At 78.1% G+C, this 18784-nt stretch carries 11 protein-coding genes; 3 read left to right on the top strand and 8 right to left on the bottom strand.

The window, feature by feature from the left end:
* Positions 1-55 precede the first annotated feature (55 nt).
* Both LY71_RS10295 and LY71_RS10290 read right to left on the bottom strand, forming a co-directional pair.
* A complete protein-coding gene (locus LY71_RS10295) occupies positions 56-694 on the bottom strand; it encodes an arsenate reductase/protein-tyrosine-phosphatase family protein (protein WP_106276990.1) in 639 nt (212 codons plus the stop codon).
* The gene (locus LY71_RS10290; RefSeq protein WP_106276988.1) at positions 691-2151 is read right to left on the bottom strand and encodes a tyrosine-protein kinase domain-containing protein; all 1461 of its coding nucleotides are present in this window, start codon (positions 2149-2151) and stop codon (positions 691-693) included. Before LY71_RS10290 ends, LY71_RS10295 begins: the two co-directional genes overlap by 4 nt.
* A gap of 224 nt (positions 2152-2375) precedes the next feature.
* On the opposite strand from LY71_RS10290, the gene LY71_RS10285 reads away from it, so the two are divergent.
* Positions 2376-4610, top strand: coding sequence for a hypothetical protein (locus LY71_RS10285; protein ID WP_106276985.1), 2235 nt, complete (start codon positions 2376-2378; stop codon positions 4608-4610).
* A gap of 31 nt (positions 4611-4641) precedes the next feature.
* Here the strand turns inward: LY71_RS10285 and LY71_RS10280 are convergent, their stop codons facing one another.
* Positions 4642-6165, bottom strand: a complete 1524-nt coding sequence (locus LY71_RS10280; protein ID WP_106276983.1) for a lipopolysaccharide biosynthesis protein — start codon at positions 6163-6165, stop codon at positions 4642-4644.
* Positions 6166-6419: 254 nt separating this feature from the next.
* Here LY71_RS10280 and LY71_RS10275 point away from each other — a divergent pair, with 254 nt between their 5' ends.
* Positions 6420-7454: a glycosyltransferase gene (locus tag LY71_RS10275; protein WP_106277208.1), complete on the top strand. Its 1035-nt coding sequence runs from the start codon at positions 6420-6422 to the stop codon at positions 7452-7454.
* Between the two features lie 25 nt (positions 7455-7479).
* On the opposite strand, the gene LY71_RS24445 is transcribed toward LY71_RS10275, so the two are convergent.
* From LY71_RS24445 to LY71_RS10250, 4 genes are all read right to left on the bottom strand, one after another.
* The gene (locus LY71_RS24445) at positions 7480-8244 is read right to left on the bottom strand and encodes a polysaccharide deacetylase family protein (protein ID WP_211297247.1); all 765 of its coding nucleotides are present in this window, start codon (positions 8242-8244) and stop codon (positions 7480-7482) included.
* Positions 8241-9266 carry a glycosyltransferase family 2 protein gene (locus LY71_RS10265; protein ID WP_106276980.1) on the bottom strand — a complete coding sequence of 342 codons (1026 nt, stop codon included), beginning with the start codon at positions 9264-9266 and terminating at the stop codon, positions 8241-8243. The genes LY71_RS24445 and LY71_RS10265 overlap by 4 nt, the downstream gene beginning before the upstream one ends.
* Positions 9263-11416 (bottom strand): glycosyltransferase, encoded by a 2154-nt coding sequence (locus LY71_RS23105; RefSeq protein WP_170121300.1) that lies wholly within the window; start codon positions 11414-11416, stop codon positions 9263-9265. Before LY71_RS23105 ends, LY71_RS10265 begins: the two co-directional genes overlap by 4 nt.
* Before the next feature lie 74 nt (positions 11417-11490).
* Complete coding sequence (locus LY71_RS10250) at positions 11491-16692, bottom strand: PKD domain-containing protein (protein WP_170121299.1); 5202 nt, start codon at positions 16690-16692, stop codon at positions 11491-11493.
* Between the two features lie 398 nt (positions 16693-17090).
* On the opposite strand from LY71_RS10250, the gene LY71_RS10245 reads away from it, so the two are divergent.
* Positions 17091-17858: a CDP-alcohol phosphatidyltransferase family protein gene (locus tag LY71_RS10245; RefSeq protein WP_106276978.1), complete on the top strand. Its 768-nt coding sequence runs from the start codon at positions 17091-17093 to the stop codon at positions 17856-17858.
* 41 nt (positions 17859-17899) lie between these two features.
* Here the strand turns inward: LY71_RS10245 and LY71_RS10240 are convergent, their stop codons facing one another.
* Positions 17900-18694, bottom strand: a complete 795-nt coding sequence (locus LY71_RS10240) for an acyltransferase (RefSeq protein WP_106276976.1) — start codon at positions 18692-18694, stop codon at positions 17900-17902.
* Between the last annotated feature and the right edge of the window lie 90 nt (positions 18695-18784).

Here is an 18784-nt window from a genome sequence, read left to right as displayed (position 1 = left end):
CCAGGGCCGGTGACCGTCCGTCATCACCCGGGAGGGTCGTCCACCCGATCCAGCGTCACCCTCGGGCTGCGCTGCCCCCGGTCGTCACGCAGAGTGGTCCCGGGCCCGTCCCGACACGGTCCGGCCCGGGAGCCCGCACGGTGGCCAGGACCCGGTCCACCGACTCCCGGATCTCGGCGGCCACCCGGGCGAAGACCTCGTCGTCCCGCCCGTGGGGGTCCTCGACGTCGTCGGGCGCACCCGCCGGCCGGAGGGGGCGCAGACGCGGGGCGGCGGTGACGACCGCGGCCAACGCCCGGCCGGGCGTCGCCCCGGCAGGCACCACGCCCTCCGCCCGGGCCGCCCCCGCCAGGTCGGCGAACTCGCGCAGCGTGAAGGTCCGCCGCACCGCGGCGGGCACCAGCGTGACCACGCCGCGACGCTGGTCGCGGGTCATGGTGAGGACGAGCCCGGCCCGGGCGACCAGGGCCGCGCCCAGCTGGCGCGCCGGCGTCCGCGGCGGCGCGACGTCGAGCAGCCGGGCCATCTGCTCCGCGATCGGCTCCCCCGTGCAGGCGTGCAGACCCGCGCTGGACACCCGGACGTCGGACCCGGCCAGGCCGGCGGCCAGCCACGCCTCGGCCGCCGGCGAGCGGCAGATGTTGCCGGTGCAGACGACGAGGACCTCGAAGGGGACCGGCGCCTCGGTGGTCACCCGCGGCGCCCGGCCGGCACCGGGGGCAGGGGCACCGGCGTCCGGGCGGGCCCGTCCGGCGTCCCCCCGGCGCGGGGGTCGGCGCCCCCGGCGTCCGGGACCCGCTGGTAGCTGTAGGAGTCCTCGGAGCGGTGCACCTGGTTGAGCACGACGCCCAGCACCCGCGACCCCACCTGGGACAGCGCGTGCAGGCTCTCGGCGAGCTGCGCCCGCCGGACCCGGGAGGCGTTGGCGATCACCAGCGTGCCGTCGACCGCGCGGGACAGCACCACGCCGTCGGTGACGGCCAGCACCGGCGCGGTGTCGATGACGACGTGGTCGTACCGCGCGCGCACCTGCTCGAGCAGGTGGCCCATGGCCGGGGACCCCAGCAGCTCGGCCGGGTTCGGCGGGATCTGCCCCGAGGGCAGGACCGCCAGGCCCGAGGTCCCCCACTCCTGCACGACGTCGTCGAGCGCGGCGTGGCCGGCCAGCACCGTCGTGAGGCCGACGACCCCCTCGACGTCGAGCGCGGTGGCCACCGTCGGCCGCCGCAGGTCCGCGTCGACGAGCAGCACCCGGGCGCCGGTCTCGGCGAGGGCGCACGCGAGGTTCACCGCGACGGTCGACTTGCCCTCCCCGGGCAGCGACGAGGTGGTCAGGACGACGTGCGCGGACGCCGCCCGGTCGCCGGGCGAGGCGTCGGGGACCTGGAGGAACTGCACGTTGGTGCGCAGCTGGCGGAAGGACTCCGCCTGCGGGTGGTGCGGATCGGCGGCGACGACCGGGCGCCGGCCCAGACCGCGGGGCAGCACGCCGAGCGTCCCGACGACCGGGAGGGGGGTCACCTCGCGGAGGGCGTCGGCGTCCCGGACCCGTGAGTCGAGCACGTCCCGGCCCCAGGCCAGCGCGAGGCCGAGGAGGAGGCCCGCGGCCAGCCCGACGGCGAGGTCGAGCAGCGGGTCCGGGGAGGCCTGGCCGGGCGGTTCCTCCGCGGGCGTCACCGTCGCGGCGGCGATGGTGGGCCGGCCCTCGGCGTCCTCGGGCGCGAGGTCCTCCACCACGTCGGCCAGGGAGGCGGCCACGGCGTTGGCCACCCGGGCGCTGCCGGTCGCCGAGGACTCGGTGACGGTGATCTCCACGAGGACCGTGTCCACGGGCGCCGCGGCCTGCACGCGGCCGGCGAGCTCGGAGACCGGGACGTCCAGGCCGAGGTCGTCGACCACCGGGCCGAGGACGGCGGGGGTGGTGGCCAGCCGGGCGAAGGAGGCGACCTGGTTGCGGGTGTACGTGGCCCCCTGGACCAGGTCCGAGGCGGAGTCGCCGTACTGCAGGGTGAAGAACACCTCGGCCGTCGCCCGGTAGCTCTTGGCCGCGACCTGGGTGTGCAGCACCGCCCCGAGCAGGCAGACGCAGACCGCGGCGACGACCCAGCGCCACCGCCTCCGGACCGCCCCGACCACGACCGCGCTGCCCATCCGACTCCCCCTCCGCCGCTGAGCGGCTGCGTCGTGCGCTCGCACCGGCCGACGGCCCGCGCGTCGCGCATCCCGGCGAGCCTCCGTGGTCGGGACCGCTCCTGGCGACGCCGGTGGGCCCGACGCCACCCCATGGGGTCATCCCGCCGGCCCCATCCGGTCGGCACCCTCGTCCCGGGGCGGACGGGGGGTGACGATGGCGGCTCGATCTCCAGGGGGTGTGCATGACGCTGACGGCCTACGCCGCCGCGGTCGTCCGTCGCTGGCCGTGGGTGGTGCTGGCCGGACTGGTGGGCGCGCTGCTCGGCCCCGGTCTGGCCCCCGCGGCCACCTACGAGGCCGGCACGGAGCTGTACGTGGGGGTCGCCCGGGTCGACGACCGGGAGGACGCCGTGTACGCCGCGCTGCTCCGCGAGGAGGTCCTGCCCACCCTGGCCGAGCTCGCCCGCTCTGCCCCGGACGGGGCGGGGGCCGAGGGCACGACCGTCCGCGCCGAGCTGGTGGAGGACACCTCCGTCCTGCGCGTCTCGGTCGGCGCAGCCACCCCGCAGCTGGCCGCCGCGCGGGCCGACGCGGTCGCCGACGCCGTCCGTGACCGGGCCCGCACGACCTACCGGGACGCGGACGGCGCCCCCCTGCTCACCGTGGCCACCGTCGCCCCGGCGACCCCGCCGCGGGTCCCGGCGTCCCGGGACGGGACGACCCTGGCCGCCCTGGGGACGGCCGGCGGAGCGGCGCTCGCGGCCCTGGGAGCCGGGCTGCTCGAGGGAGCCCGCCCGCGGGTGCACACCGCGGCCCAGGTTCCCGGCGCTCCCGTCCTGGCCGCGCCGGGGGGCCGCGGCCGCCGGCGCGCGGCGCGCCGGGCCGTCCGCGTCGACCGCCTGCGCACCCTCCTGGGATCCGGCGCCGGCGGCCGGCCGGTCGCCCTGGTCGGGAGCTCGCCGCACCGGGCCGGGCTGACCCGCGAGCTGGCCGCCGGTGGCGTGCTCGACGTCGTGGACGGCCCGGGCCGGAGCCCGGGCGGCGTCGTCGTGGTCGCCGAGGCGGGACGGACGACGGTCCGGCAGCTCGACGCGGACCTCGCCGCCGTCCGGGACGGCGGCGCGGCGGTCCGGGGCGTGGTCGTGGACGGGCACGCGCGCGGCGGCCGGCTCGCCGCCCTCCTGGACCGGGTGGAGCCGCGGGCAGCGGTCCGGCCCTGGACGTCGCCGACCGGCTGGTGCGCGCTGCTCGCCCTCGCGGTCGCCGGCGCCGACCTCTCGCTCCCGCTCGCCGCGACGTCGGGGCTGGTGGTCACCGCGCTCCTGCTGCCCCTGTGGGGACCGGCTCTCCGGCGCTACCGCGGCGGGGTCCCCCTCGCCGTCCTCACCGGCCTGGGACTGCTCTCCGGGCTGCTCCTCGCGCGGTGGTCGGCGGTCGACCACGCCGTCGCCCCCCTCGAGGCCGCGGCCACCGGGTTCGCCGTGCTGACCGGCCTCGGCACCGTCGGCCTGCTGCTGTGGGCCCGGACGGTGCTCCCCCTGCGCGCCGTCGGGGTGGCCTTCGGCGTCGGGCAGCTCGTGCACGGCCTGCTCCGGGTGCCCGTCTCCGACAACCCGGTCAAGTTCGAGCTGTCGTTCCCGCTCACCGTCGTCCTGCTGTCCCTGGTGGTCGGCCGCCGGCGCCCCGGGGCCTCCCTCGCCGTCCTCGGGGGGATGGGCCTGCTCAACGTCCTCAACGACGCGCGCAGCGCCTTCGCCCTGTGCCTGGCCGCGGCCGCCGCGGTCGTCTGGCAGGCGCGGCCCGGGGTCGCGGGCCGGGCGGTGCGCTGGGGACGCGGCGCCGTCCTGCTGCTCGTGGGCGGCACGGCCGCCTACGCCCTGCTCTCCGAGCTGCTGGTCTCCGGCGCCCTCGGGGCGGGCCTGCAGGCCCGCAGCGCGGCGCAGGTCGCCCAGAGCGGCTCCCTGCTGGTCGGCGGGCGGCCCGAGTGGACCGCCACGTGGTCGCTCGTGCAGTCCCGGCCCCTCGGGTTCGGGCTGGGGACCGTCCCCTCCCCCGGCGACGTCCAGCTCGGCGCGTCCGGCATCGCGGCGGTGAACGACCCCACGGCCGAGGGCTACCTGCAGCACTACCTGCTGGACGGCCGGTTCGAGCTGCACTCCGTGGTCGCCGACCTGTGGTCCAACCTCGGCCCGCTCGGGCTCCTCCTCGGCCTCACGATGGCCGGGCTGCTCGTCGCCGCCCTCGCCGTGCGGCTCGCCCGCCGCGAGGCCCCGGCCCTGCTGTGCTTCCTGGTGCCCACCGCGCTGTGGTTCCTCGCCTTCGGCCCGCTGCCCACGGACCTGGACGCGGTGACCCTGGCCGTGGGGCTGGCGCTGCTGCCCCGGGCCGCGGCCGCTCCCCCGGTGGCGCAGCCCCCGGCCGTCGCCGAGCCGGGTCCGGTGCGCGGGCGCGTCCCGGTGGGGACGCCGGCGGGCTGACCGCGGGTCCCGCGGCCGGGGCCGGGAGCCCTCAGGCCGGCCGGCGGCCGAGGCCGGTGCGGACGGCGTCGACCACGGCGCGCAGGTCGCGCCGGACCGGCGGTGCCACGGCCAGGAGCGCGGCGTAGCCGGCGACGCCCGCGGCCACGGCGGTGAGCAGGACCAGCGGCGCCGGGATCCCGGCCACGCCGAGGGCCGCCGTCCACGAGCACCCGACGACGACGGCCGCCAGCGCGAGGATCCGCAGGGCGCCGGTGACCAGCTGCCGCAGCGGGATCGGCGCGAGCCGGGACAGCCACCACAGCGACACCGGCCAGGTCAGGGCGGGCGCGACCGCGAAGCCCGCGGCGACCCCCACGACCCCGTGGCCGCTGCCGACCACGATGCAGACCAGCCGCACGGCGGTCTCGAACAGCGAGTAGCGGATCAGGGCGGACGTCAGCCCGCGGGACAGGTAGACCCAGTAGCCGACGAAGGCCAACGTCTGGCAGATGCCGCCCACGGCCATGAGCCGCAGCACCGGGGCCACGCCGTCCCAGCGGTCGCCGAGGAACACGGCGGTGACCGGGTCCGCCGCGCCCAGCACGAGCGCGAGGCCGGCGACCAGCGTGTAGCCGAGGGCCTGCTGGCCGCGGCGGACGTAGCCCGCCCACCGAAGGGGGTCGTCCTGCAACCGGGCCAGCACGGGGAGCGCGACCTGCGTCGTGGGCGCGCGCACCTGCCCGAGCGGGGCCATCAGCAGCTGGTAGGCCCGGTTGTAGAGGCCCAGCGCGGCGGCACCGGAGCGGGTGCCGATGAGGAGGGAGTCGGCGTTGCGGCTGGCGTACCCGAGCAGCTCGATGCCGACCATGTGCCAGCCGAAGCGCAGCAGGCCGTCCATGGGCGTCCGCCGGTCCGGCCGGCCGGGCACCCACCGGCCCGAGGCCACGACGAGGACCGTCATCACCAGGTACTGCACCAGCTGCTGGCCGACCAGGGCCCAGTACCCGGCGCCCGAGCCGGCCAGGGCCAGTCCCGCCACCAGCCCGGCCGCCGGTGCGGCCACGTCCACGACGGCGAGCCGGCCGAAGCACAGCCGCCGGGTCAGGTCGGCCCGGTACTGGGTGGCGATGCCGTTGAGCAGGAAGACCGCGGCCAGCGCCTGGGTCATTGCGCCGAGCTCCGGACGGCCGTAGAGGGCCTGCACCAGCGGGGCGGAACCCACGGCCAGCACGCTCAGCAGCAGGCCGGTGCCGGTGTTGATCCAGAAGAGGTTGCTGCGCTGCGCCGCCGAGAGGGTCCGCGCCTGCACCGCCGCCGTCGACAGGCCGAGGTCGCGGAAGACGTCGGCGACCCCGATGACCGCCATGACCATCGCCAGCAGGCCGTAGTCCGTCGGCCCCAGCAGGCGGGAGAGCAGGACCACGGAGAGGACCTGGACACCGATCCGCAGCCCCTGTCCGCCCAGGGCGACGAGGACCCCGCGGGCCGCCCGGCGCCCGAGCGCGCCGCCGTCCGCACCGTCGTCCGTGCCGTCGTCCGCGCCGTCGTGCACCGGCCGGGTGGTGGCGGTCATCCCGCCGCCCTCGGGAACGGCGGGCGCGGCTCGTCCCCGCGCGGGTGTCCAGGCACCGGGTCCTCCCGATCGAGAGCCCCGGACCGGCGGTGGGGCGACCCCGGCGATCAGACCACGCCCTCCCGCGCCCGGCCCCCGGTCCGCCGGCGGATCTCACCAGGACGGGCGAGGCCGTGCGGCCGCCCGCCGGGCAGAGTGGACCACCGGTGCCGGCGTCCGCCGGCGTGCCGGTCCGACGGGACGGGGGACGCGTCGTGCGCTCGAGACAGCGGGACGGGGCCCTCGTGGTGCTGCAGTCGTTCCCGCGCCCGCGGCCGACGACCAACCCCTACCTGGTCATGCTCGGCCGCAGCCTCGCCGAGCTGCCCGACGTGCGGGTCCTGACCTTCTCCTGGCGGCGGGCGCTGCGCGGCGGCTACTCGGTCTTCCACGTGCACTGGCCGGAGATCCTCGTGTCGGGGACCGGTCCCCTCAAGAAGGCGGTGCGGCAGCTGCTCTTCGCGGTGCTGCTCCTCCGGCTGCGGGCCACCCGCACGCCGCTGGTCCGCACGGTGCACAACCTGGAGCTCCCCGCCGGCATCTCCCGGCGGGAGGTGGCCCTGCTGCGCTGGGCCGAGCGGTGGACGACGCTGCGCATCCGGCTCAACGACGAGACCCCGGTGCCCGCGGGCGCACCGGCCCGGACCGTCGTCCACGGCCACTACCGCGACTGGTTCGCCGGCCGGCCCCGCGCGGCCGCGCGCCCCGGGCGGCTGGCCTTCGTCGGGCTGCTGCGCCACTACAAGGGCGTCGACCGGCTGGTCGCCGCCTTCGCCGGGACCGCCGGGCGGACGGAGCACCCGCTGGAGCTGCGGGTGTCCGGCAGCCCCTCCACCCCGGAGCTGGGCGCCGAGCTGGTCGCGGCCGCGGCCGCGGACCCCCGGGTGTCGGTGTCCCTGGGCTTCCTCGCGGACGACGACCTGGTCGCGGAGGTGACCGCGGCGGAGCTCGTCGTCCTGCCCTACCGGGAGATGCACAACTCCGGCGGGACGCTCGCGGCGCTGTCGCTGGACCGGCCGGTGCTGGTGCCCGACAACCCCGTCAACGAGCGGCTCGCCGCGGAGGTCGGCCCGGGGTGGGTGCACCGCTACGCGGGTGAGCTCACCGCCGGGCACCTGGTCGACGCCGTGACCGCTCTCCGGGCGGCGCCGCCGGCCGCACCACCCGACCTCTCCGGGCGGGACTGGGACCGCGTCGGGGAGGCGCACGCGGCCGCCTACCGGCAGGCGCTGGGCGAGCTGCGCGGCTGACGGCGACCGCGGGGTCGCCGGCCGGTCAGCGGGTGAGCCGGAGCTCGCGGACCAGGCGCCCGCCCTGGGCCACCTCCCGCAGCGAGCGGGCGGCCAGCCCGCGCTCGGCGTAGCCGGCGAGCACCTCCGCGACCAGCGCCCCCCGGTCGAGCACCGGGGCCGGGCCGTCGTCGGCGAGGTCGTCGGGACCGGCGGTGCCGTCGTGCGCCAGCACGATCGCCCCCGGGCGCAGCCCCAGGCGGGACCGGGCGATCCGGTCGGCCGGGGGGACGTCCTTCCAGTCCCAGGTGGACGGGCCCCACAGGACCGGTTCGAGGCCGGCCCGGGCCACCGCCCGCCGGGTGGCGAGGGTCTGCCGGCCGTAGGGCGGGCGGTGCCAGCGGACCGGGAGGCCGGTGGCGTCCTCGAGCTCGGCGCGGCCGGACCGGGTCAGCCGGGCCACCTCCTCGACCGGGACGGCCGGCAGCGGCCGGTGGTCGACGCCGTGCAGGGCCACCTCGTGCCCGGCGGCGACGACCTCGTCGAGCAGGCTGGGGTACCGGCGGACGCGGGTGAGCAGCACGAAGAAGGTGGCGGTGGCGCCCGCGTCGGCCAGGGCGGCCAGCACCCGGTCGGTGCCCCCGGGCTCGGGGCCGTCGTCGAAGGTGAGCACCACCTGCGGGGCGACCGTGCGCACGCCGACGACCGAGCCCGCCAGGGGCGCGGCGGCCCGGCGCAGCCGCCGGGCGGCGGCCCGCCGCCCGGCCGCGAGGGCGCTCCCCGGTGCGGCCCCGGCGGCCACGACGCTCACCGGCGCGGCTCCGGCAGCCGGGCCAGCCGCCACCGGCGCCCGCCGCGGGCGTACTCCTGGTAGACGACGCCGAGGGCGCCGCCGACCATCCCGGCGCCCCGGCACAGGGCCCGGAGCCCGCGGGCCCGGTGGCGGGGCGCGCGCGCCAGCAGACCGAGCGCCCAGCGCGCCGTCCCCCCGGCCATGCGCAGCAGCCCCCGGACCAGCCCCCGCGCCCGCACCGCCAGGCGCGGCGCCGTCCCCGCGGTGAGCCGCAGCTCGGTGAGGACCGCGCCGTTGCCGTGGCTCCACGCGCGGGTGAGCACCCACCGGCGGGTCATGCGCTCGGCGGGCACCTGGTCGACGACGGCGGACTCCGCGCACCACACCATGCGTCCCCCGGCCCGGGCCAGGGACCGGCTGAAGAGGGTGTCCTCTCCCCCGCCCAGGCCCAGCGCCGACTCGAAGCGCGTGCCACAGGCGCGCACCTGGTCGAGGTCGAGGAGCAGGTTGCCCGCGGCGGCGGTGTCGATCCCGGTCCCGCTGGGCAGGTTGCGGCGGACGAAGAAGCCGCCCGCCTCGAGCCACGGGTCGAGCTGGCCGGCGTACTCGGCGAGGACCCGGCCGGACACCGCCGCGGCGCCGCTGTCCGCCCAGGTGTCGAGCAGCGCGGCCAGCCACTGCTCGCGCGGCCGCTCGTCGTCGTCGATGAAGGCCAGGAGCCGGGACCCCGCGGCCTCGTCCATCGCCCGGTTGCGCACCGCGGCGATGCCCGGCGTCGGTTCGGCGGCGTAGCAGACCCCGGGGCCGCCGGCCTCGGCGACCACGCCGGCGGCACCGCGCTCGGGGTCGTTGTCCACCACGAGGACGTCGACGGCGTACCGCCCCGCGGACCCCGCGGTCACCTCGGCCGCCTGGTGGCACAGCACCGGCAGCAGGGCGCGCAGGTCGTCCGGGCGACGGTAGGTGGGCACCGCCACGGTGACGTGCACGGTGGCCCGCGCGGCGGCGGGCACGGCGGCGGGCACGGCGGACGCGGTCATGCGCTCCTCCTCGGTCCGGGAACGGCCCGGGCGGGCGACGGCCGGCCGGGCGCGCCGGTCAGCGCGGCCACCGTCGCGACCAGCCCGGCCCGGTACCGCTCGGGCGCGTGCCGGCGCCGGGCCTCGGCCGCGTCGGCCACCGCCAGGTCGCGGACCCGCGGCCAGTCGGCGAGCAGCCGCTCGACGGCGTCGGCCCAGGCCGCGGGCCGGCCCGGCGCGACGACCTGCACGCTGCCGAAGCCGGCCACCGCCTCCCGCAGCCCGCTGGAGTCGCTGACCACCAGCGGGCGGGCGGCGAGGACCGCCTCGACCGCGGCGTTGCCGAACGACTCCTCGGCCACCGAGGGCACCAGCACGACGTCCGCGGCCGCGAGGGCCGGGGCCACGTCGGGCCGGAAGCCGAGGAACGCCACCCGGTCGGCCACCCCGGCGGCCACGACCTGCGCGCGGAGCTCGGCCTCGAACCACTCGTAGCCGGGGAACACCGAACCGACCAGGTCCAGCCGGGCGTCGACGCCGCGGGCCACCAGGTCGGCGAGGGCCGCCACCGCGACCTGCGGCCCCTTGCGCGGCGAGAGCCGGCCGACGAACAGCAGCCGCACCGGGTCGTGCGGTCGCGGCCGGGCCGGGACCGGGGCGGCCGGTCCGCGGACGGCGTTGTGCAGGACGGTGCTGCGCCGGTGCAGCCGCGGCGCGACCTCGGTGAGCACCTCGTGCGTGAAGCCGCTGTTGACCAGGACGCGCGTGGCCAGCGCCGGGGACAGCGCGAGGGCGCGGCGGAGCGGGCCGGGCAGCGAGCGCTCGGCCTCGTGGACGTGGACGACGCAGGGCCGCCGGGCCAGGCGGGCCAGCAGCGGCCACGTCGGGACGGTGACGGTGTTGACGTAGACGCCCGCCGCGCCGTGCCGGCGGACCAGCCGCAGCGCCGGGAGCACGCCGCGGACGGCGTCGGCGGCCAGCCGCACCGCCCCGCGCGGGCGCAGCGCGGCGTTGCGCAGCACCGGCATGGGGCACCGCACCACCCGCACCCCGCGGGCCTCGAGCGCGCCGACCAGCGGCCCGGGGCCCGGCACGGCGACCGTGACGTCGAACTCCGAGCGCAGCGCGTCGACCGACTCCAGCAGCATCCGGTCGGCTCCGTAGAGGTCGGCGCCCGGGTGGACGACGAGCACCGGCGGGCGGCGGTGGCGGGCGGCGGGTCGGAGGACCGCGCGGACGACGAGCGCGGCGCCGGCCAGCGAGCCGCGCGCCGCGGCCAGGAGGGGCCGGGGCGAGTGCAGCAGCTGCCGCCGCCCGCCCCGGAGCACGACCTCCCAGCCGGCCGCGGGGGTGCGCAGCAGCCAGCCGAGCATCGCCCGGCGGCCGAGGTGCCGGGCGGCGAACGCCAGCCGGTTGCGGCAGTTCCAGTAGTAGTAGAGGTCGGACTTGGCCGTCCCGCGCCGGTGCTGCGTGCCGCCCTCGTCGTGCACCGCGACCAGGTCGTCGCACAGGACCGTCCGGCCGCCGGCGAGCTGGGCGCGGTAGCTGAGGTCGACGTCCTCCCAGTAGAGGAAGTAGGAGTCGTCGAGGCCGCCGAGCAGGTCGAACAGCGTGCCGTGCACGACCAGGCAGGCGCCGGTCAGCCACTCGCGCACGGTCGCCGGTGCGGCCGGGTCGGCGGCGCGCCGTCCGGTGCGCCCGTCGCGCAGCCGCAGTCGCGAGCCGGCGAAGTAGACGCCACCGGCGGAGTCGACGATCCGCGGGCTCAGCAGCGCCAGGGGGTCGGCCAGGCTGCGCTCGGCGAGCCGGTCGACCACGTCGCGCTCCACGACGGCGTCGGGGTTGAGCAGCAGGACGGTGGTGCAGCCCTGCGCGCGGGCCGCGGCGACGCCGGCGTTGACGCCCGCGCCGAAGCCCCGGTTGTCCGGGAGGGCCACGAGCTCCCACCCCTCCTCGGCGGCCAGCCCGGTCACGGCCCGCCGTTCCTCGGGCGTGGAGAGGTTGTCCACGACCACGACCGGCAGGCCGGTGCGGCCGAGGGGGACGAGGTTGCGCCGCAGCAGCGCCGACGAGCCGTAGTTGACGACGACGACGCCGAGCGGCCCCGCCCACCGCGCGGCGGTGGGCGGGGCCGCTCCGGCCTCGGCCACGAGGGGGGCTTCGACGGTCACCCCGCGATGGTCCCGGCCCGGTGCGGCGCCGGCGTGGATCCGCCGGCGCCGCTCACCCGAGTTGGGGTGTCCGCTCAGCCGGCCGGCGGAGCGGTGCCGGCGGGCCCCACCCACAGGTCGTCGACGCGGACGGTCGACGGGGCGGTCGCGCTGCCCGAGACGTACTCGTACAGGTAGACCGCACCCGGCCGCTGCAGCGCCGCCGTGGCGTCCGTCGCGGTCACCAGCCAGGCCGCCGGCTCCGCGGTCCCGGTCGCCCACAGCTTGGTGCGCAGCGTCGTCGTGCCGGTGCCCGCGGTCTCAAAGCGGACGGTGAGCGACGTCCCCGGCGCGTAGCCGCCGGGCAGCACCGTCCCGGCCAGGATCGTCTCCACCCCGTCGACGTAGCGGGCGAGCATCACCTCGGCCTGCCCGTCGCCGCGGTAGCGCAGCAGCACCCGGTGGTCGCTCGTGCCCACCCGCCGGGCGGCCAGGCTGACGTAGGTGCCGCCGCCGGTCGCCGTCTGCGGCAGGGTGACCCTCGCCTGCACCGCCACGTCGGCCTGCGACACCCCGGCCAGCAGGGCCGACGCGTTGCGCCCCGCCGCCGCGACCAGCTGACCGGCGCCGCCGGTGACCGACGTGGTCCCGCCGACGGTCCACTCCCCACCCCGGTCGGCGGTGCCCCAGCCCGCCGCCAGCTCGCGGCCGAAGGCGTCGGCGGCCAGCGCCTGGTCACCCGGCTGCGGCTGCGGCTCCGGCTGCGGCTCCGGCTGGGGCTGCGGTGCGGGGGCGGTGACGGTCACCGCGCGGGTGGTCGTGCCGGTGGCGCCGTCGTCGTCGGTCACGGTCAGCCGGACGGTGTAGGTGCCGGCCGCCGCGTAGGTGTGCGACGCCGTCGGCCCGGTGCCGGTGGCACCGTCCCCGAACTCCCACGCCTGGGCGACCACCCGGCCGTCGGCGTCGGCCGAGCCGGCGGCGTCCACCGCCACCGCCAGTCCCGTCGCGGCGGCGGTGAACGCCGCCGTCGGCGCCTGGTTGGCCGGCTGCTCAGGGCCTCCCGGCCCGGCCGGCACGCCCGGCACGGTGCCGGCGGGGCCGACCCACAGGTCGTCGACCGAGACCGTGGAGGTCCGGGTCGCGCTGCCCGAGACGTACTCGTACAGGTACAGCGCGCCCGGCCGCTGCAGCGCCGCCGTGGCGTCGGTGCGGGTCAGCAGCCAGGCCGCGGGCTCGGCGGTGCCGGTGGCCCACAGCTTGGCCCGCAGCGTCGTCGTCCCGGTGCCCTCGGTCTCGAACCGGACCGTGAGCGAGCCTCCCGGCGTGTACCCGCCGGGCAGCACCGTGCCGGTGAGGATGGTCTCCACCCCGTCGACGTAGCGGGCGAGCATCACCTCGGCCTGCCCGTCGCCGCGGAAGCGCAGCAGCACCCGGTAGTCACTCGTGCCCACCCGGCGGGCGGCCACGCTGACGTAGGTGCCGCCACCGGTGGCGACCTGCGGGAGGACCAGCTCGGCCTGGACGGCCGCATCTGCCTGGGACAGCCCGCCCAGCAGCGCCGAGGCGTTGCGCCCCGCCGCCGCGGTGAGCTGGCCGGCGCCGCCGGTCACCGCCGTGGTCCCGCCGGCGGTCCAGGCGCCGCCGCGGTCGGCCGATCCCCACCCCGAGACGACGCTGCGCTCGAAGGAGTCCGCCGCGACCGCCGTGTCGCCCGGCTGCGGCTGGGGCTGCGGTGCGGGGGCGGTGACGGTCACCCCGCGGGTGGTCGTGCCGGTGGCGCCGTCGTCGTCGGTCACGGTCAGCCGGACGGTGTAGGTGCCGGCCGCCGCGTAGGTGTGCGACGCCGTGGCCCCGGTGCCGGTGGCACCGTCCCCGAACTCCCACGCGTACCCGGCCACCGTGCCGTCGGCGTCGGCGGAGGACGTGCCGTCCACGGCCACCGCCAGCCCTGTCGTGGCGGCGGTGAACGCCGCCGTCGGAGCCGTGTTCGCCGGGGGCTGGGGCACGACCGTGCCCGCCGGCTCCGCCCGCAGGTCGTCGACCCGCACGGCAGAGGTCCGGGTCGCGCTGCCCGAGACGTACTCGTAGAGGTACAGCGCACCCGGCCGCTGCAGCGCCGCGGTGGCGTCGGTGCGGGTCAGCAGCCAGGCCGCGGGCTCGGCGGTGCCGGTGGCCCACACCTTGGTGCGCAGCGTCGTCGTGCCGGTGCCCTCGGTCTCGAAGCGCACCGTGAGCGAGGTCCCCGGCGTGTAGCCGCCGGGCAGCACCGTGCCGGTGAGGACGGTCTCGACCCCGTCGACGTGCCGGGCCAGCATGACCTCGGCCTGGCCGTCGCCGCGGTAGCGCAGCAGCACCCGGTAGTCGGTCGTGCCCACCCGCCGGGTGGCCACGCTGAGGTACGTGCCGCCCCCGGTCGCCGTCTGCGGCAGCGTGAGGGCCGCCTGCACCGCCACGTCGCTGCGCGAGACGCCGCCCAGCAGGGCCGAGGCGTTGCGCCCCGCCGCCGCGGTGAGCTGACCGGCGCCACCGGTCACCGCCGTGGTCCCGCCGACGGTCCAGGCGCCGCCGCGGTCGGCCGATCCCCACCCCGAGACGACGCTGCGCTCGAAGGAGTCCGACGCGACCGAGCCCGCCCCGGCCGGGGCCTGGGTGACGGTCACCACGCGGGTGGTCGTCCCGGTGGCGCCGTCGTCGTCGGTCACGGTCAGCCGGACGGTGTAGGTGCCGGCCGCCGCGTAGGTGTGCGACGCCGTCGGCCCGGTGCCGGTGACACCGTCCCCGAACTCCCACGCGTACCCGGCCACCGTGCCGTCGACGTCGGCGGACGACGTGCCGTTCACCGTGGCGGTCAGGTCGCTCACGGCCACGTCGACGGCCGCCGTCGGCGCGAGGTTCGCGCCCCGGCCGAGGGTGAGGTGCGTGCCGATCTGCTGGGCCGACAGGGCCTGGGGATACAGCGCCACCTCGTCGACCTGGCCGTTGAACCAGTCGGAGCCGACCCACCAGCTGGTGTCGCCGCCGACGCGCCAGTAGCCGGCGTAGGACGTCGCGGTGGTGACGTCGCCGCGGATCCCGATGCGGACGCCGTCCACGTACATCTCCAGGCCGCGCGGGCTCAGCGACCCGACGACGTGGTGCCAGCGGCCGTCGTTGTACGCGGTGTCGCTGCGGACCTCCGCGGCGGCCCCGTTGTGCACGCCGAAGTACACCCGGCCCATCGGGTCCAGGAAGACGTGCCGGTCGTAGGCGGTGCTCGACCCGGTGGCGGCGTTGCCGAAGCCGACGATCTTCCCGCCCCGGGTCGACGTCGTCCGGAACCAGGCCTCCACGGAGAAGACGTCCGGGCTGGGGACCGCCGTCCGGGTGGCCAGGAAGCCGGTGCTGCTGCCGTTGGTGGCGACGGCGGTGTCCCGGTCGCCGCCGATCGCGCCGGCCTGACCCCGGGTCACCCCGGCGTTGACCGTCATGTCCTGGGCGCCGGCGGCGTCGAACGCGGTGGCGCCGGCGGCCTCGCCGAGCGACCAGTGGCCGACCGCGCCGTCCGCGGCGACCTGCTGCGCGTAGGGCCGGGGGCTGCTGGTGGCACCCGCCGGGACCTCGGCCGTGACCCACGCCGAGGCCAGCCGGTTGCCCGCCGGGTCGGTCGCGGTCACCAGGTAGCGGTGCGAGCCGGCCGCGGCGCCGCGGTCCAGGCAGGCGTAGGTCGGCGCCCTCCAGAACGTCGACGGGCGGGTGACCTGGCACACCGGCGCGGCGGTGTCGCTGTCGCGGTGCACGCGGTAGGTGAGGTGCTCGTTGTCGCGGTCGACCGCCGCCGGCCAGGAGACCCGGACCGCGCCGGAGACCGCGGTCACCGTCGGCGCGAAGGTGCCGACGGCACGCGGCGCGACCGCGTTCGGCGCGAGGTCGCGGGCGGCGAAGCGCACCAGGCCCTGCTGGGTGCTGCCGTTGACCGTGGGGAACTCGCCGCCGTAGACCACGTACCGGCTGGTGCCGGTCACGTGCCAGGTGGCCTGCGAGGCACCGCTGACCGCACCCGGGGAGAAGGTCGGGAACCAGGCCAGCAGGGACGGCGCCGGCCGGCCGACGAGGTTGTTGTTGCGCAGCCCGTACGGGCCGACCTTGCCGGTCGCGGCGAGGCTCAGCGCGGTGCCGAACTGGTGCACCCGCGGGTTCTGCTCGGGGTAGCCGCCGATCTGGCTGCACTCGTGCGGGTGGCCGGCCATGTAGACCGCGCCGTTGACGGCGACGGCGGCGAAGCTGTCGCCACGGCAGTCGTTGATCCAGCGCACCGTGCCGCCGTCGGCGGTCACGGCGAAGGAGCCCTCGAGGTTGCCCGGCCCGTAGAAGTCGTAGCCGGTGCCGTAGACGTTGGTCCCGTCCGTGCTCAGGCTCCAGATCCCGGAGTTGACGCCCTGGTTGGTGACCAGCCGGCCGATCTCGAAGGGCCGGGTGGCACCGGTGACCCCGTCGAGGGCACCCACCCCGGTCGCCGGCACCCCGTTGAGGCCGTCGAAGCGGCCGGCCGCGACCACCTGGCCGTCGGGGCCGGCCACCACGAGGGCCATCACCGCGTTGCTGGTCTCCCGGTTGCGGGGGTCGTCGTTCGGCAGCACGTTGCCGGCGGTGGAGCCGGTCCCCGGCTGCGGGGCCCACGGCAGGAGCGCACCGGTGGCCGCCGAGACCGCGGCGAGCCGGTTGCGGCCGGCCGACCCCACCGCGGAGATGTCCCCGCCGAGGTAGACGGTCGTGTCGGTGGCGGCGATGGCGCGCACCTGGCCGGCGACCGGCGGGCGGAACTCGGCGACCAGCCGGCCGGTGGCGGTGCTGTAGGCCGCGACGCGCTGGCGGGTCTGCCCGTCGGCCGTGGTGAAGTCGCCGCCGACGTAGACCCGCGAGCCGTCCGGCGAGGCCGCGACGACCAGCGCCTGCGCGTTGAGGCTGGGGGCGAACGACGGGACGAGCTCGCCGGTGCGGATGTCGTAGGCCAGCAGGTTGCCCCGGGGCGTCAGCTGGGTCCCCGGTGCCGCGCCGGCCGGGCGGGCGTTGTCGAACTTGCCCGCCGCGTAGACGGTGTTCCCGACCACCACCTGCGACCAGACGATCCCGTCGACCTGCACCGTGGGCAGCGGGTCGGCGGTGACGGTGGTCGGCGTGGCCGGGTCCGCCGGGTCCAGGGGGGCGCTGTCGGCCCGGGCCGCCGTCGGCACGGCCAGGGCCAGGACCCCGGCCACCAGCAGCAGGCCCAGGACGCCGGCCAGCGCCTTCCTCAGCGTGGTCGCCACGCGTGCGGGCATGATCGTTCCCCCAGTCGTTCGTCGAAGCGCCCACCCCGGTCCACGGGGCGGCCGGCCGACACTATGAGTGACGACGGAGCAGCGACCAGGGTGACGACGTCCCACGATCCAGTGACGAACTGCGGTTTCTCCCCCTCAGGAGGGAGACGCGACACCGGCCGATGACTGCGGAGGGTGACCGCCGGACCGGTCCGGGCCCTGCGCCCGGACCGGTCGGGCGGAGGTGCCGGGGGGCCGGTCTCCCGCCTTGGGGGGAGGCCGGCCGGCTGCGGCGCCCCACCGCCTGCGGTGCTCGGTGAGACTGCCCGCGGGGGTCCGTCCCGGCACCACGGCGCCCGGTGCGCGGCCTCCGCCGTCCCGGGGGGACGACCCCGGTCCGCCGACCGAGGAGTCACGCCATGTCCGCAGCGCCGTCCGCAGCGCCGTCCGCAGCGCCGCCCCGCCGGTCGATCGCCGAGACGATGGCCGAGCTGCGTGCGGCGGGCAAGCCGTCGCACCACGCCCCGCTGTACTCCCGGTGGGTCAACCGCCCCCTGGGCCGCCGCCTGGCGGCGGTGGCCGCGCGCGTGGGCCTGACGCCCGACCAGGTCACCGCCGTGAGCGGGGTGGTCACCTTCGCCGGCATCGGCCTGGTGGCGGCCGCCCGCCCGACGCCCCTGGTGGGCGTGGTCGCGGCGCTGCTGCTCGTCACCGGGTACGCGCTGGACTCCGCGGACGGCCAGCTGGCCCGGCTGCGCGGCGGCGGGACCCTGACCGGTGAGTGGCTGGACCACATGATCGACTGCGCCAAGGGCGCGGCGGTCCACCTCGCCGTCCTGGTGTCCTTCTACCGCTTCGCCGAGCCCGCGGGGCCGGCGCTGCTCGTGCTGCCGGCCGCCTTCGGGCTGGTGACCACCGTCGTGTTCTTCGGCACGGTGCTGACCGACCAGCTGCGCCGCGGGGCGGGGGCCGGGGCGACGGCGGAGCCGGGTCCCCGGTCGGCCGCCCGGTCCTTCCTCACCGCGCCCGCGGACCACGGGCTGCTGTGCGTGGCCTTCGCCCTGTTCGGCTGGCTCCCGGCCTTCCTCGTCGCCTACGCCGTCCTCCTCCTCGGGACGACGGCCTACCTCGCCGCCGGCCTGGTGCGCTGGCGCCGGCAGCTCGCCGCCCTCGACGCGGCGCGCTGACCCCGCGCGGGACCCCGACGGTCGCGGGGAGCCGGCCCGGCTCAGTCCTCGGGACGCATCCGGAGGAGCCGGGCGGGCACGCCGCCGTAGACGCCGTGGGCCGGGTACTCCCCCGCCACCACGACCGCCCCGGCGGCGATCACGCACCCGTCGCCGATCCGGGCGCCGTCCAGGACGGTGACCCGTGACCCGATCCAGCAGCCGGCGCCGACCTCGATGCCCCGGTGCGTGACGCCCTGGTCGCGGATGGGGACCTCGCGGCTGGTGAACACGTGGTCCTCGGAGTGGAAGGACACGAACTCGCCCACGATGGTGTCCGCGCCGATGCGCACGCCGCCGGCGCAGCCGTAGAGGTTGTCCGACCCCAGCCCGGCCCCGGCCCCGACGACGAGGCCCCGACCCAGGGTCGCCACGCTCCCGGTGCACTCGACCCGGGTGTTGCGGCCGACGGTGACGCCGTCGCCCAGGTGCACGCCCTCGACGGAGGTGGCGTCGACCAGGCAGCCGTGCCCGAGGGTGACGCCGCGGCCCAGGGTCAGCTGCCGCTTGCCGCGCAGGCGGACGCCGCGCCCCACGAACGGCCGCGACGGACGGCCCGGGAAGCGGACCGCCCCGCGCGCGGCCATCACCCCGCGTTCGACGACCAGCGAGGCGAGGTACCCCACGCCGATCCGCTCGTCGATGGCGAGGGGCCGGCCGCGCAGCTCCCCGGCCCGCCGGATCACCCACCGCCGGAGGACCGCGCCGCCGGGCAGCGCGCCGCCGGGCAGCGCCGGGGCTGGCCCGGGGCGGTGCGGCGCCGGCCCGCCGGTGGTCGTCGCGGTGCTGGCTGCCACGGTCCCCTCCTGGGGTGCGAGCGGTGCCCCCGCCCGGCCCGCCGAGGGCGGGCCGGGCGGGGGCACCGGCGGGTGGTCTGTGTGTGGTGG

This window comes from Geodermatophilus tzadiensis, from assembly GCF_003002915.1.
Taxonomy (GTDB): Bacteria; Actinomycetota; Actinomycetes; order Mycobacteriales; family Geodermatophilaceae; genus Geodermatophilus; species Geodermatophilus tzadiensis.
Note: the sequence above shows the minus strand (reverse complement) of the source record. Positions and strands in the feature narration are given on the sequence as shown.

Bases quoted from the DNA above. Each gene is read 5' to 3' on its own strand.
- LY71_RS10280 (WP_106276983.1), bottom strand. From the start codon at position 6,165: ATGACCGCCACCACCCGGCCGGTGCACGACGGCGCGGACGACGGCACG.
- LY71_RS10265 (WP_106276980.1), bottom strand. From the start codon at position 9,266: ATGACCGCGTCCGCCGTGCCCGCCGCCGTGCCCGCCGCCGCGCGGGCC.
- LY71_RS10290 (WP_106276988.1), bottom strand. From the start codon at position 2,151: ATGGGCAGCGCGGTCGTGGTCGGGGCGGTCCGGAGGCGGTGGCGCTGG.
- LY71_RS10245 (WP_106276978.1), top strand. From the start codon at position 17,091: ATGTCCGCAGCGCCGTCCGCAGCGCCGTCCGCAGCGCCGCCCCGCCGG.
- LY71_RS10285 (WP_106276985.1), top strand. From the start codon at position 2,376: ATGACGCTGACGGCCTACGCCGCCGCGGTCGTCCGTCGCTGGCCGTGG.
- LY71_RS10250 (WP_170121299.1), bottom strand. From the start codon at position 16,692: ATGCCCGCACGCGTGGCGACCACGCTGAGGAAGGCGCTGGCCGGCGTC.